Source organism: Candidatus Zixiibacteriota bacterium, from assembly GCA_034003725.1.
GTDB lineage: Bacteria > Zixibacteria > MSB-5A5 > GN15 > FEB-12 > WJMS01.
Genome location: JAVEYB010000001.1, coordinates 394,641 through 409,903, shown reverse-complemented (window position 1 = coordinate 409,903; position 15,263 = coordinate 394,641). Strand labels below are relative to the sequence as shown.

Sequence of the window (15,263 nt, the reverse complement as noted above, 5' to 3'; positions counted from 1 at the left end):
ATGACCGTGAACTCCGAATACATTCCCACCGGCGCCGCCGCTCGAAACCAGTTGGTGGACAAACAGATTCTGGCGCTCGATGCACTTGTGAAAATGACCCGCCAGTTCGCCACGCGCCCGGACTTCGCCCACCTTGTTGAAGTCCTGTTGCTGACGACGTCGGGCCAGTTCTCCGTCACCAGCGCCTTCGCCCTCGTCGGCAATCCCCGCGCTCAGGTGGACAGCCCCTTCTTCTGCGGTATCGGCAGGTTCAAAGGCAGCCGGGAACTGGCGACTCTCGGCAATGTCGCACAACTGGTCGACTATATCGAAGACGGGCCGGGTTCGTGCCTGGTCGCGGACATGAGGTCTTCGGACAGAGTCCCGGAACGGCTGCACGAAACGCTGACGCGCGTCGGTGTCGCAGTCATTGCCCCCTTATATCATGGCGACAGTCTTGCCGGTATTCTCGGACTGGGTGCCAAAGTCTCCGGACGGCCGTTTGAACCCGCCGAGGTGAAGCTGCTGTCCATGCTGGCCGGGACGATTTCGCCGATGCTGGCCAGTTCGTATCTCTTCCTTGAAATCGCCCGCCTGAATGCCTGGTATCTCGAAATCCTCGACAACGTCAAGCAGGGTGTCTTCGTCTTCAACGTCGACAATATGCTCGTGAAGGTAAACGACTCAGGCCGACAGATTCTCCGCAGTGTCAACCCGATGCTTGCCGCGCTGCAGACCGACGAAGGATTGTCGCTTCGCGAAATCTTCTGCGAGAGTGCCTTCCCGGGGTGGGCCAGGCGGATCGACCGGGCCCGGACCATGCGCCGCGGTCGGGTGAGCGAGTCGCTGGTGGCTTCCGTCGGCTCATCCGAACGGATTTTCGCCGTGAGTGCCACCATGATGAACCGCGAGGAGTCCGCTGATATGTTGATTACGCTGGAAGACATCACCAGGCAGAAAGAAACCGACCAGCGCATGTTCAACCTCGAGAAGTTCGCCGACAAGGGCGTGATGGCCTCGTCGATCTCCCACGAACTGAACAACTTCCTCGGGCTGATTCTCGGCGGTGTCGAGATATCACAGATGAACCTCGCGAAGGGCAAAACCGAAAAGGTCGAAACCGCCCTGGAAAAACTCAAATCCCACGTCGCCAAAATGGAGCGCTTCACCTCCGGACTCATGGACTACACCCGCCTCGACACGAAAAAGGCCGAGGCCGACCTCAATGCCGTTGTCGCCGACGTCCTCTCCTTTGTCTCGATTCAAAAACGGTTCTCGCGAATCGCCGTGCAGGTCCACCCGGATCATGACCTCCCGACGTTCGAGTTGGATACCGATCAAATCGCGCAACTGCTGCTCAATTTCGCCAACAACGCCGCCGACGCCATCCGCGAAACCGGCCGTGACAACGGCGAAATCACGATCCGAACCGCTCGCGACGGCGACTGTGTTCTCTTGACCGTCTCTGACAACGGCGTGGGCATCGCTCCCGACATCAAAGAACGGTTGTTCAAAACACATTTGACCACCAAGCCCGGAGGGCATGGCTACGGACTGGTCACGTGCGCGCGGATTATTCAGAACCACGGTGCCGACGTCGAAATCGACAGCGAACCGGGACAGGGAACAACCTTCCGGCTGCGCTTCCCCCTGCACCCGGCGCCCGTCGCCCAGTAAGTCACTCTCACGGGACCAGATAGGCCTCGCCATCCATTGTAACTCGTCCCTGCGGCTCGCCTCACAACGAAAAACCATACTCCAGCGTAGACTATTTCGACCAATTTTTTGTTACATTTTTCACAAGCGTGACATTCCCGTGACAATTAGTCCGGTATTTCTGCCGATACTCACCGACAAGTTGAACGGACAACCACCTGCGGAGGAACAGGTCAAACATGACGTTCGGGATCATCGGCACTTCGATCTGGCAGCAGAACCTGCCTTTGTTGGAACAGTTGACCCTTGGCCGGGACACTCGCGAGGCCGATCTCGCGCGCTTGAAACACGCACTCGGTCTGTCGGAACTCATATATCTCGCCACGTGCAACCGCGTCGAGTTCATCTACGCGACCGATACCGGCGAGTCCGAAAACCATGTCCTTCACCGGCTGATTGACTATTTCTTCCGCGGCAAACGTTCGATCTCCTTCTTCCCGAACGACTTCTATTCCTTCACCGGTCGTGAAGCCATCACCCACCTCTTCCGCACCGTAGCGTCACTTGAGTCGCTCGTGGTCGGTGAAACACAGATAACCGGCCAGTTCAGGCAGTCGTGGCACGATGCCCGCTCTGCCGGCATGTGCGGGCCGATACTCGACAGCCTGGCGCAGGAAGCGCTACTGGTCGCCCGCCAGGTCAAACGGAACACCGACCTTGGATCAGGGGCGCTCTCGATGGCCTCGCTGGCTGCTGAGCGACTCTATGCCTGTCTCGCGGGACGCGAGCGGGCGGTGGTCGCCCTCGTCGGGTCGGGAGTCATGACCTCAAAACTGGCGAAACAGATCGCGCAGTGGCCTTCCGTCGAGCTGCTCTTCGTGAACCGTACCGCTGAAAAGGCCGATCTCCTTGCGAGTCAATTCGGTGGCCGGGCGATGCCCCTCGCAGCATTCGTGGAACGCCCGATAGCGGTCGATGCCATCATCTCGGCGACGGCGTCGTCCGATCCGGTGTTCGACCGATCTTTCGCCGATCGGCTCTCCCTGTCTCCCAACACCGTACTCTGCATCGACCTTGCCGTCCCGCGCGATTTTGCTCCCGAATGCAGCGTCCATCCGAAGCTCACCGTTATCGACATTCCCCGCCTCAAATCGGCCGCCCACGGCAACCTTCGCAAAAAATTCATCGAGGCCGGAAAGGCCAACGAGATCGTCAAAGATGCCGTCACCCGTTACCTGTCCGAACGCATCGAGGTGTCGCTCAAACCGATCTTCCACAAGTCGTATCACGAGACGCTCGAACTGGCCGAGCAGGCGCTCGATAACCTGTTCGCCAGCCGGCTGACATCGCTCTCCGCCGATGAACGCGACGCGGTCGAGCGACTGGTGAAGCGGCTGATCGGTCAATCCGCGTTTCAACCCGTCAAAGCGCTTTCCGACCGACTCGTCACGCTTCGCACCGACCTGAGCTTTGAATCCCTGCCCGCGGAGAACAGCAAGGCGGTCGGATGAGTCGGCTGCGCCTTACCATAGGTACGCGCGGTTCGGATCTCGCCCTCTGGCAGGCGCGGTTTGTCCGTGACCACCTCGTGCGAGAGCACGGCTGCGATATCGCGATCAAAGTCATCCGCACCAGCGGGGACAGAATCGACAGCATCCCATTTGACAAGATGGAAGGCAAAGGTTTCTTTACCAGAGAACTTGAAGAGGCGCTGCTCGGCTGCGAAATCGACCTGGCCGTCCATTCACTCAAGGACCTCATGACGACACAACCCGACGGGTTAATGCTGGGCGCGGTTGGCTTCAGGGCCGACCGGGGCGACATGCTGTTGGTACGACCCGATGCGTACACCGGTATCGGCCTGCTCGGGGTACGCACCGGCGCCGTGATCGGCACAAGCTCCGCCCGGCGCGCTTGCCAGATAACCTGGCACGATCCGACCCTGCAGATTCGCGATCTCCGTGGCAACGTCCCCACCCGGATCAGCCGCCTGCGCGAAGGTCGATACGATGCCATCGTCATTGCCGCCGCCGGCGTAACACGGCTTCGGCTGGCATTGGATGATCTGATGGTGGTTCCGCTGGACCCGGAGCAGTTCCTCCCGGCGCCGGCCCAGGGAATACTCGGCATGCAGGTCAGAACGGACGATACGCCGACTCGGGAAACCGTCGCGCGTCTCAACTCGGACGACGATGCGGCTTCCGCCGCGCTCGAACGCGGTCTGCTCGCCAGATTCGACGCAGGCTGCTCCTTGCCGCTCGGTGTCTATTCGGAAGTCGACCGGAATCAGTACCGGCTGAAGGCCGTCCTTGGATCTCTCAGCGCCGGTCGCTGGACAAGAGTAGAGACAACGGAAGCAGTCGGCAACGATATCGATCGGGTAGTCGACCGTGTGTTCAACAATCTCAGAGCGCCCGATGCAAGGTGTGCCTGACGGCCATCCCGGGCTGTCGGGCATGAGCTATAGCAATAAACGGCAGGGTATGGCAAAGACAGACAAATCTCGCGAATTGATGCTGAAAGCCGGTGCGGTGACGCCCGGCGGTGTGCATTCGCCTGTCCGCGCATTTAAATCCGTGGGTGGCACGCCGCGGTTTATCGACCGGGGCGAAAAGGCGTGGCTGATCGATGTCGACGGTAATCGCTATATCGATTTCTGTTGCTCGTGGGGACCGCTCATTCTCGGACACGGCGATCCGGACGTCGTCGCCGCCGTCAAGGCGCAGATCGATCGCGGCATGACGTTCGGCGCCTCCACCGAACACGAATACAACCTCGCGTCGTTCATCGTCGAGCAGGTCGACGCCGTGGAGAGCATTCGCTTCGTGTCATCCGGCACCGAAGCCGTCATGTCCGCTGTCCGTGTCGCGCGGGGATTCACCGGCCGTGACCTCATTCTCAAGTTTGAAGGCTGCTACCACGGGCACAGCGATCATCTGCTCGTCAGCGCCGGCTCCGGCCTCGCGACGTTCGGCCAACCGTCATCCGCAGGAGTTCCCCGTGCGCTCACGTCGGAAACCGCGGTCTTGCCGCTTGACGACGAAGAGGCGCTCGAGGCTTTCTTCAAACAGCACGGCGACCGGCTTGCAGCCGTCATCATCGAAGGCATTCCCGCCAACAACGGCCTGCTGATTCAACGCCACGAATACATCCGCCTGCTCCGTGCCCTGACCGAGAAGCACGGCGCGCTGCTCATACTTGATGAAGTGATCACCGGCTTCCGGGTCGGCATGGGAGGAGCCGCCGCCTACTACGGAATTCAACCGGACCTCCTCACCTACGGCAAAATCATCGGCGGTGGCATGCCCGTCGGCGCCTTCGGCGGCCGCGCCGACATTATGAACAAACTCTCTCCGCTCGGTCCGGTCTATCAGGCCGGAACCCTGTCCGGCAATCCGGTCGCCATGGTGGCCGGGTTGACGACCCTGCGAAAGCTCGCCGACGGTCGGATTCACGCCCAGCTCGAAGAACGTAATCGAAAGTTTGTCGCCGGCATGATCGCGCGACTTTCCAGCCGCACCGTCACGATTGCAGGCGTAGCCTCGGTATTCTGGATCGTCTTTCAACGCGAGCTGCCCCGTTCCGCGGCCGCGATCAGCAGCGACGGCATCTCGCACTATAATCGCATGCACGAGTCTATCCTCGATCACGGAATCTACCTGCCGCCGTCAGGGTACGAAGTCTGTTTCCTGTCTTCCGCCCACACGGACGACATGCTTCAACAGGCAGCCGACCGGCTTGTCGACGCCATCACTGCCGAGGCGCACGTATGGGCCTGACCTCGAGCCCCTTTCTGGCTGCCTGTCGCGGCGACAACGATGGACCGATTCCGATCTGGATCATGCGGCAGGCCGGACGGTACCTGCCCGAGTACCGGGCAATCCGCGAAAAAGTCTCATTCCAGCAGTTGTGCCGGTCCCCGGAACTGATTGCCGAGGTCGTCAGGCAGCCGATCGACCGGTTTGATCTCGACGCCGCGATTCTTTTTTCCGATATCCTGACCATGCTCGAACCGATGGGGATGAAGATTGACTTCCCCGAGGGCGGGCCGGTGTTGCACAACCCGATCCAATCCGAGCGCGATGTTGACCTGTTGCGCGAACCGGACCCCCGAACGGAGCTGGCGTTTGCGCTCGAAGGCGTCGCGATGATCAAGCGGATGTTGCCGTCGAAGCCGCTCATTGGGTTTATCGGGTCCCCCTTCACTCTGGCCTCCTACATGGTCGAAGGCGCCGGCTCGAAAAGTTTCAGCCGCGCCAAGCGATTTTTGCACGAGTTTCCCGCGGCCGCACAACGGCTCTTCGACAAACTGGTGAGCGTCAGCGCGCAGTACCTGCGGGCGCAGATCGAGGCGGGCGCCGATGCCGTCCAGATCTTCGACAGCTGGGGAGGAGTGCTCTCACGCAGCGATTACCGGCGCTGGTCGGTCGAGCCGCTTAACAGGATTTTCAGCAGCCTTCGCGACCTGAAAACGCCGCGCATCCTGTTTGTCAACAACGTCGCTCCTTACGCGGACCTGCTCGACGGCGTTGAATGCGAAGTGGTCGGAGTAGACTACCGGGTCGATATCGGTGCCCTTGCGAAACAGCTTTCGACCAGAAGCATTCAGGGCAATCTCGACCCCACCGTGTTGTTCGATACCCCCGACGTTGTCCGGCGCGAAACCCGTAAAGTCCTCGACAGTGTCGGCGACCATCGCCGCTTCATTTTCAACCTCGGTCACGGCATCGAGCCGGAGACGCCGATCGAGTCGGTGCATGCTATGATCGAAACCGTCCGGAGTTTCCGCCGATGACAATGACCTCGACAGCGACGTCCGTACCCATTGAATTGCTCCGGAAATACGATTGCCCCGGTCCGCGCTATACCAGCTATCCCACGGCCCCCGTCTGGACGGGTGAGGTGGGCTCCGACGATTATGTCAATGCGCTTCGCACCGCAGCCACACATAATGATTCCCCGCTGGCGGTCTACTGCCACATACCGTTCTGCCGTTCGCGCTGCTTCTACTGCGGCTGTAATACGTGCATTACACGGAACCACGACAGCATCGACTCGTATATCGATGCGCTTGAGCGCGAAGTTGACGCGGTTGCCCTCCATCTCGGAGACCGATCACGGGTCAGCCAACTCCATTTCGGCGGCGGTACACCCACGTTTATCGGCGACGATGGAATCGAACGAATCATGCAGTCGCTGGACCGCCGCTTCTCCTTCGCTGATGACGCCGAACGCTCTATTGAACTTGACCCGCGCGTAACGACATCAGACCAGCTGCGGTATCTGGCCCGCCGTGGGTTCAATCGCGTCTCCCTGGGCGTACAGGACCTCGATCCGGTCGTGCAGCAGGCCATCGGGCGCATACAACCGGAGCCGGTCGTCGCAAAGATGCTCGAGGAATGCCGGCACCTTGACTTCCGTGGCATCAATTTCGATCTGATCTATGGCCTGCCGTTTCAGACAACGGGGCGCTTCCGCGACACGCTGCACAAGGTGATCGCCATGCGACCCGACCGACTGGCCGTCTACTCATTCGCCTATCTGCCTTCGGTGAAATCGAACCAGGCGAAAATCCGGCCGGAGGACCTGCCGACGACCGAAGAGAAATACCGGCTTTTCGCCCTGGCGGTGGAGATGCTGACCGCGGCAGGTTACCGGCAAATCGGTATGGATCACTTCGCGCTGCCCGACGATGAGTTGTCGATCGCCCAGCAGGACGGCAGATTGCACCGCAACTTCATGGGATATACGGTGCAGGCGGCGCCGGACATGATTGGATTCGGCATGTCCTCCATCGGCTATATCGACCACTCCTTCTTCCAGAACGAGTCCGGTCTGGACAGTTACCGCAAGACGATTCAGCAGCACGGCCTGGCCGTGTACCGCGGGATGCGCCTCTCCAGCGACGATCTCGTGCGGCAGTATGTTATCTCGTCGCTCATGTGCAACTTCTTCCTCCCCTTTGATGATTTCCGGCGTCGGTTTGGCGTGGACTTTCAAAGCGCATTTATCGATGAATGCCGACACCTGAAAGAGTTCTTCCGCGATGACTTCCTCGTGAAAACGGATTCCGGACTGGCTATCACGCCGGTCGGCCGCACGTTTGTCCGCAACATCGCGATGACATTTGACGCGTACCTCGGCGACAACGGCAAAGGGAAACCCGCCACCTTCTCCCGGACCATTTGAAAGGTTCGATGTGAAGACCGAAACCTGCGTCATACTTCTGGGTATGGGTGGACCGAATGTACTCAGCGACGTTCGCGAGTATCTGTACAACATTTTCTCCGACCGTACGCTGATTCGGCTCCCCGGCGGTGTCCTCCTGCAGAAACCGTTTGCGGCGATGATCTCGGCGCTGCGATGCGGTAAGGTGCGGTCTCACTACGAGTTGATTGGCGGCGGTTCACCGCTGTTGAAGTGGACGCGTGCACAGGCTGATCGGATTGAACGGATCATGGCGTCCGACCATCCGGGATTCCGGAGCTTCGTCGGAATGCGCTACTTCCATCCGAAAATCGACCGGGCGATTCATGAGGCGTACGCCGCGGGCTTTCGCAAAATGATCTTCCTTCCCATGTATCCCCAGTACAGCATCGCCACGACTGGATCATCGTTTGCCACGGCTGCGAAGTCACTGAAGCGTTACCCCGATGTCACCGCTGAATTCATAAAGGATTTCCACGACCATCAGGCCTATATCCGGTTGCTGCGCGACTATATCGACGCCGGCATTGAACCGGGGGAGACGCTTCTCTTCTCGGCGCACTCACTGCCGAAAAAATTCGTCGACGACGGTGATCCGTACGTGAACCAGATCTATGAGACCGCCCGGCTCGCGGCCGGCGACCGGGAACACCACGTCGCCTTTCAGAGCCGTACCGGCCCCGTGGAGTGGGTCGGCCCGGACACCGTCGATGAATGTCGGCGCTTGTTGCAGGAGCGGCAGGGGGGACTGTTTGTCGTGCCGGTCGCGTTTGTCTGCGACCACATCGAGACGCTGTACGAGCTCGACATCGAACTGCCCCACCTGATCGGCGAGCCGGCACAGGGAAGACTCCGCCGCATGGAAATGTTCAACGATGACCGGCGGTTCGCCGAGGCGCTTGCCGGCCTGGTCTTGGAACGGATGGACGATCGTGCCCGCCGTTGATGTCGCAATCGTCGGCGGCGGCATTAGCGGGCTCGCCGCACTCCACTATCTCAGGCGCCGCAGACCCGAGTGGACCGTGGTGCTGCTCGAGTCCGATACACGCCTCGGAGGAACCATCGGTACCGACATCGCCGAGGGCTACTCTTTTGACTGGGGACCAAACGGATTTCTCGATCGTGAACCGCTAACCCTCGCGCTCTGCGATGAACTCGGACTGCGCGACCGCATCGAGCGCGCCAACAACAATGTCAGCAACCGCTTCATAGCGCGCGGCGGCAGACTGCGTCCCGTCCCGATGTCGCCTCCCAAATTCCTTGCGTCGGACATACTCAGTATCAAGGGCCGACTGCGTGTCCTGATGGAACCGTTCGCACCGGGACCGGCGGACAAAAGTGACGAATCCGTCTACTCCTTCGCGGAACGACGAATCGGCAAAGAAGCCGCAGACTATCTGGTTCAACCGATGGTCTCGGGGGTCTACGGCGGCGTCGCGGAACGCCTCTCGCTCAAATCCTGCTTTCCCGTCATGCACGAGATGGAGTCTGAGTACGGTTCGCTCGTCAAAGCCATGATCGCCAGGAAAAGACTCGCCCGCGCGAAGGGCAAAAAGTCCGGCGGTCCGGCCGGACCGGGAGGCTGGCTGACGTCTTTCCACGGCGGCCTTTACGGCATTATCGAGCGATTTGGCGAACTCTATCGAGACTTCGTGAGGACCGGAAGCCCGGTTGAGAGAATCGAAAAAGAGGATGGCCTCTATCGACTGCGCCTCCGAAACTCGGAGCCGATAACCGCTCGGTTCGTGATCCTGGCGCTGCCCTCCTTCGCTGCATCTCCTGTCGTTGCGCCGTTGTCGCCGGGACTGGCCACGGCGCTGAGCGCAATCCCCTACGCTCCCATTACTGTCGTCTGCCTCGGATACGACAAACGAAATGTGAGGCGGTCGCTCGACGGCTTCGGTTTTCTCGTGCCGCGCCGCGAAGGCCTGACCATTCTCGGCTCCATCTGGACGTCATCCATCTTTGCCCGTCGCGCCCCGGAAGGCAAAGTACAGTTTCGCACTATGGTCGGCGGCGACGGCGACCACGGGTCGGTCAACCTGTCCGACTCGGCTCTGGTGGACCGGGTATGTCGTGACATGGACAGCCTGCTCGGCCTGACGGGTGAACCGGAACTGCTTAGGATCTACCGATGGAGCCACGGCATTCCCCAGTACCGGATCGGCCATGCCGAGATCGTGAAGCAGCTCGAGGCTGAACTGAAGTGGGCGGGCAATCTGTACGTGACCGGCAACGCCTATTACGGAATCGGGCTGAACGACTGCGTCAGGCAGTCGCATCGGGTCGTGGAGGCGATACTGGCCGACTCAGCGCGCGTGTCGAGCTGACCGCGCGTCACCCGCGATCCGCGATCAATCCCCAGACCACCAGCAGCAGAATGAGTGCGCACACCGCACCCGCGAAAAATACCGACGAAAGCCCCCCGACTGAAAACACAGCCCCCAGTGCAAGCGGTCCAAGGGTCTGCCCGGTTCTCAGGACCATCGCGTTTGCCGACATGAACGCCGCCCTGTACTCCATCGGCGCGAGAGTCGCCAGTTGCGCCTGCAGATTGGGGAGATTCATACCCTGGCCGAAACCGAACATCATCGCCGGGATCACGAGCAACTCGACACGCGGAATCAACGGCATCGATACCAGCGCTACCGTATACATCACCGATCCCACCGTCAGCAGCACGGCCGGACGGTACTTCCGGCTCAACCGACCGAGCTGCGAGGATGTCATGGCAGTGGTGATCGACATGCTCGACATCACCAACCCGATCGTCATCGGCGTTCCATCGAACCTGCTCCTGATCAAAAACGGAAAAAACGCCAGGTAACTTCCATAGAGCAGGAAGAAGCTGATGAAACTGCCCAGATAGATACCCGCAATACGGCGACTCATCGCTTTGCGGATATTGCCGAAGTAGCTGCGAAGAGATTCGCGGCTGCGCGGTTCCGGATTGTTCAGCAGGAAGAGAACCACGAACGCGACCGGAATCGCGGCCAGCGGCAGCAGAAACGGGTAATACCACGCGAAACTCGCCAGCGCGCCGCCGATCAGCGGGTAGCTCGCGGTGCCGATCGACAGGACGCTCGAATTGTAGCCCATCGCCGTGCGCCGATCGTCGCCCGTATACAGATCGCCGATCACGGTCGTATTCAGCGACATGATCGATGCTCCCCCCACACCCTGCAGAAACCGGAACACCAGCAGCCACTCGAACTCGCGAACGAGGCTGCACGATCCCCCGGCCAGGGCGAATACCAGCAGCGACGGCACGATGATGCGCTTGCGACCGTACCGGTCGGCCAGCACGCCGAATATCGGCGTCAGCACGATACCGGGCAGCGTGAATACCGTAATCAGCAGCGTGATCGACTGGACCGATACCCCCAGCTCTTCGGCCATGCGCGGGAAGGCCGGCGTAACGCTCGAAACGCCGAGCACCGCCATGAGTGTAATCCCGAATATGATCAGCAGATTGCGGTTGAGCACCGGCTGGGAAGACGCCGAGCGGGGTCGTCCTGAATCGCGCGACTCGTCCATCCCTCCAAAGTAGACAAAACACTCGCGGAAATCATGGAGAATCTGACGTAAAACGGCTCCGCCGTCCCCGAGTCGTAGCAGAGTGTCCGCGCCCCACCGTATTCGCCTGAGCGCATTCGGACATCCATCCTGCCGCAGTCGACTCATCCATGCTTCAGGGTGAAGAAAAGCATGGAGGATTGAGCTGTTCCTGCGTTTATTAACTACGGGTGACTCGCGCCTATGAACGCAAACCGAATACCAAAGCACTACGCTGCCGGCGCCATCGCATTGTCGTGGCTGCTCGGCTGCTCACTGACTGCAACCGCCGCCGTCAGCGCCGCCCGCGATTCGTACTCCGGCGCAGTGCAGGGGAGAGTCGTTGCGACCGACTCCCGCGCCGCACTCCCGGGCGCGAGCGTCCGGATCACCGGCACCACCCGCGCCGTCAAGACGGATTCGACCGGGTTCTTCTCGTTTTCCGATCTGCGCGCAGGATCGTACGATATCGAAGTCACGCACGTCGGTTACGAGACCGAATCGGCCCGCGCCGAACTCGACCGCCGACACACCGTCGTCAGCATGGACTTCGCCCTGCTCCCGGCGGCCATCCCGCTGAAAGACATTACCGTATCTCCCGGGCGGTTCACCATCATGGAAAGCCACACCGCGGTGCGACAGACGCTCAGTCGGCAGGATATCGAAACGATCCCGCAGCTCACCGAGGACGTGTACCGGGCCGTGGCGCGCCTGCCCGGGATCGCCTCCACCGATTACTCGGCCCGGTTCACCGTGCGCGGCGGCGAGCACGATCAGGTGCTGGTCCGGCTCGACGGACTCGAGCTGTACGAACCGTTTCACCTGAAGGAGGTCGGCGGCGGCGCGCTCAGTGTGATCGACGTGGCGGCGATCGACGGGGTGGATCTCATGACGGGCGGCTTCTCGGCCGAGTACGGCAACCGCATGTCCGGCGTGTTCAACATGCGGACACGCACGCCGCCTCCGGGCCGCGGACGGCTCGCCGCCGGACTGAGCCTCGGCGCCATCCGGGCGCTCTCCGAAGGAACGTTCGCAACTCACCGCGGCGCCTGGCTCGTATCCGTGAGACGAGGCTATCTCGAAGCCGTCACCGGCCTCACCGAGGAGTACCGCGGCGTGGATCCGCGCTATTACGACATACTCGGCAAGGTGTCGTGGCAGTCCGGCGCCAATCACCTCTTGTCCGTTCACTTCCTCAAGGCCGGCGACCGACTCGACTATGATCAGGACGGCGATATCGCCTTCAACGAGTATGACGGCGCCTACGCCTGGTGGCGGCTGCACTCGCGCGTGTCCTCAAACGTGACAGCCGAGACCATCGGCTCGATCGGTTCGGTGGACCACACCCGCCGAGGCTCGGGCTACACGGAGAGTTCCCGGGCCAATCAGTTTTTCGTCGACGACGTCCGCGATTTCGATTTCGCCGGCCTGCAGCAGCGGCTCGACTGGGGCGTGTCAAAACGCATCCTGTTTACCGGCGGGGTCGATCTCCGCCGCGAGCGAAGCACATACGACTACTGGTCGCTGCAGCGCAACCGCTACACCAGCCCCTTCGGCGGCTACGACTACCGCGAGGATGAGATCACGCTCGATCATGCCCGCGCCGGCCATGCGGTGGGCGCGTGGCTCAGCAGCCGCGTTCAGCCGACGGAGCCGGTCACGATCGAGGCCGGCGCGCGCTACGATCAGGTCTCGTACTCCGGCGACCGGCTGGTCAGCCCGCGACTCGGACTCGCCGCCGCTGTCGCCGCCAACACCAGCATCCGAGCCGCCTGGGGAAAGTATTACCAGCCTCAGCGGCAGTACGAACTGGATATCGCCGACGGCGACGATCGCTTCTACCCGGCGCAGCTGGCGGAGCATGTCGTGGTCGGGATCGAACAACAGTCCGCGTTCGGCGTCGACGTGCGTCTGGAGGCCTACTACAAGCGGCTGTCCAACCTGAAGCCCGAGTACCGTAACTGGCTCTATCCGCTGCAGCTCTTTCCCGAGGCGTACCTCGACCGCGTGCGGATCAATCGGGAGCGCGGAGTCTCCCGGGGGGTTGAACTGTATCTCAAACGCGATCCCGGCGGCACGTTCTCCTGGTGGGCGTCGTACGCGCTGGCATGGGTGACCGAGCGCGTGGAAAGCTACGATGTCGACGGCGGCCGGACAGTGGTCGACGATGATGTGCCGGGTTCGTTCGACCATCGACACACCCTGTATGTCGACTGCGCCTACCGGCCGAGCCCGGCCTGGCAGATAAATCTGGCGTGGCATTTCCACTCCGGTCTGCCGTATACGGACGGTCGGATCGAGCGGGCCGGCGTCTATTATTACTGGGTCAACGACGAGATCAACGGCGAACGGTATCCCGCCTACCACCGGCTCGACCTCAGGGTCAACCGCTACGTCAATACCGCGCACGGACGGCTGGCTTTCTTTGTCGAGGTGATCAACCTGTACGATCGCGAGAATGTGCGTACGTATGAGTATGACATCACCCTGAGCGAGGACCGCACCGAGCTTTTCCTTCATCGATCCGAACTGCACTGGCTCGGCATCCTGCCGTCGGTAGGCATCCGCTGGCAGATGGACTGGTGACAAGGCAGTTTGTCGTTTTGGCGCATAATCAAAAAAGTCATTGTACAAGCATGATCGCATTGCAGTTACGGGGAAATGGCTTTGTTTTGTCATTTTAGGGGTTCCCTAGCCTTTCTTTTCTTTCCGTTCTCTTTCCTCGACAGCTTGCTGCCGTCGGCGACGGTATTGAATCTGGTTCAGAAGCCGATGGGCACGAGTGAGTTGGCGATCGAGACGGAGTTCGTACCGGAGGAGCCTGACGGACTCTGAGTCGGCGGGGAGCTGGCTGGAGTTGATGAAGTTCGTGCGACGGCGGGCCAGCTCGGCGCGGTATGTTTCGCGGCCCTGTTCAGAATCGAGGTCAGGGCGGTCGGCAAGGCGGGCGAAGTCCCGGCTGTCCAGACGGGAGAGGTTGGATTCAAGCGAGCCGGTTTCAGCGCGGATGACGCGTCTGTACCGCCACATGGCGTTGGCGATTTTGTGGACGAGGTGGTGTTCGAAAACGCCATCGGGTTCAAGTTCCCAGATGAGGGAGGCGAGCAGGGTCTGGTACTCTTTGGGGTCTTCGGAGTAGTGGGGAGATTCGATAACGATGCGGGTGGAGTGGAGGCCGTGGGTGACGGCGTTTTGTGCGACCATGGCTTTGCCCTGGTCGGTGATGGGTCCGGTGGACTTCTGGGCGTTTTTGCGGTTGGCAATAGTCTGTTTGGATAGCGGCATAATGGTTTCCTCCTATGGAACGCCACTGTGTGACGTTTTGGTTTGAAGGGGCTCTTTATATAGGGGGAGGAAAAGTTTTTACCTGCGGAGTTGTAGGGAAAGTGGAGGGGGGTGGGGAGGTTGGTGGCGAGGCGCACGAGGACGTATACCACGCACGAGCGGTGCATGGTAGTGTCAGCACCGTTTGCGGGGGAGGTTTGCATAGATAGTCAGGCCGGTGGATGTGCAAACGGAGCTGACCTACCAATCAATGGATACCCGCGAAGGCGGAGATCCATTGATTGACTCTGCAAAATGAACACTTGCTTCTGCCACGTCTGCATTTTCGCCCGCAGACCATATGGCACCTTGTACATCTTAGTCACATCCGACCCTATCAGACGAGTCTATGAGCATCGTAGCGGTTACAGAAGTGGCGCCAGGTGTGGAAGATAGATTCCCGTTTTCACGGGAATGACACGCCTGCGGCGTGTCGCCAAGAAGTCGATCCGGATGGCACGGGACTGACACGCCTGCGGCGTGTCGCCAAGAAGTCGATCCGGATGGCACGGGACTGACACGCCTGCGGCGTGTCGCCAAGA

11 protein-coding genes are annotated in these 15,263 nt (G+C 60.7%); 9 read left to right on the top strand and 2 right to left on the bottom strand.

Going from position 1 to position 15,263, the window contains the following annotated elements; genetic code table 11:
• The 8 genes from RBT76_01800 (at position 1) to hemG (ending at position 10,172) form a co-directional block, all read left to right on the top strand.
• The gene (locus RBT76_01800; protein ID MDX9856503.1) at positions 1-1,656 is read left to right on the top strand and encodes an ATP-binding protein; all 1,656 of its coding nucleotides are present in this window, start codon (positions 1-3) and stop codon (positions 1,654-1,656) included.
• A 218-nt stretch (positions 1,657-1,874) separates the two neighbouring features.
• Entirely contained in the window at positions 1,875-3,146 is a 1,272-nt protein-coding gene (gene hemA / locus RBT76_01795) for a glutamyl-tRNA reductase (GenBank protein ID MDX9856502.1), read from the top strand.
• Positions 3,143-4,069 carry a hydroxymethylbilane synthase gene (gene hemC / locus RBT76_01790; protein ID MDX9856501.1) on the top strand — a complete coding sequence of 309 codons (927 nt, stop codon included), beginning with the start codon at positions 3,143-3,145 and terminating at the stop codon, positions 4,067-4,069. Before hemA ends, hemC begins: the two co-directional genes overlap by 4 nt.
• Positions 4,070-4,118: 49 nt before the next feature.
• Positions 4,119-5,414 carry a glutamate-1-semialdehyde 2,1-aminomutase gene (hemL, locus tag RBT76_01785; protein MDX9856500.1) on the top strand — a complete coding sequence of 432 codons (1,296 nt, stop codon included), beginning with the start codon at positions 4,119-4,121 and terminating at the stop codon, positions 5,412-5,414.
• The gene (gene hemE / locus RBT76_01780; protein ID MDX9856499.1) at positions 5,405-6,430 is read left to right on the top strand and encodes a uroporphyrinogen decarboxylase; all 1,026 of its coding nucleotides are present in this window, start codon (positions 5,405-5,407) and stop codon (positions 6,428-6,430) included. Before hemL ends, hemE begins: the two co-directional genes overlap by 10 nt.
• Positions 6,427-7,824: an oxygen-independent coproporphyrinogen III oxidase gene (hemN, locus tag RBT76_01775; protein ID MDX9856498.1), complete on the top strand. Its 1,398-nt coding sequence runs from the start codon at positions 6,427-6,429 to the stop codon at positions 7,822-7,824. The genes hemE and hemN overlap by 4 nt, the downstream gene beginning before the upstream one ends.
• 10 nt (positions 7,825-7,834) lie before the next feature.
• Positions 7,835-8,788 carry a ferrochelatase gene (gene hemH / locus RBT76_01770; GenBank protein ID MDX9856497.1) on the top strand — a complete coding sequence of 318 codons (954 nt, stop codon included), beginning with the start codon at positions 7,835-7,837 and terminating at the stop codon, positions 8,786-8,788.
• The gene (hemG, locus tag RBT76_01765) at positions 8,775-10,172 is read left to right on the top strand and encodes a protoporphyrinogen oxidase (GenBank protein MDX9856496.1); all 1,398 of its coding nucleotides are present in this window, start codon (positions 8,775-8,777) and stop codon (positions 10,170-10,172) included. Before hemH ends, hemG begins: the two co-directional genes overlap by 14 nt.
• Before the next feature lie 7 nt (positions 10,173-10,179).
• Here hemG and RBT76_01760 read toward each other — a convergent pair whose 3' ends face one another.
• A complete protein-coding gene (locus tag RBT76_01760) occupies positions 10,180-11,379 on the bottom strand; it encodes an MFS transporter (protein MDX9856495.1) in 1,200 nt (399 codons plus the stop codon).
• Positions 11,380-11,601: 222 nt separating this feature from the next.
• Between RBT76_01760 and RBT76_01755 the strand changes: the two genes are divergently transcribed.
• Positions 11,602-13,983: a TonB-dependent receptor gene (locus tag RBT76_01755; GenBank protein ID MDX9856494.1), complete on the top strand. Its 2,382-nt coding sequence runs from the start codon at positions 11,602-11,604 to the stop codon at positions 13,981-13,983.
• A 105-nt stretch (positions 13,984-14,088) separates the two neighbouring features.
• Here RBT76_01755 and RBT76_01750 read toward each other — a convergent pair whose 3' ends face one another.
• The gene (locus RBT76_01750) at positions 14,089-14,682 is read right to left on the bottom strand and encodes a hypothetical protein (protein ID MDX9856493.1); all 594 of its coding nucleotides are present in this window, start codon (positions 14,680-14,682) and stop codon (positions 14,089-14,091) included.
• Positions 14,683-15,263: the final 581 nt, after the last annotated feature.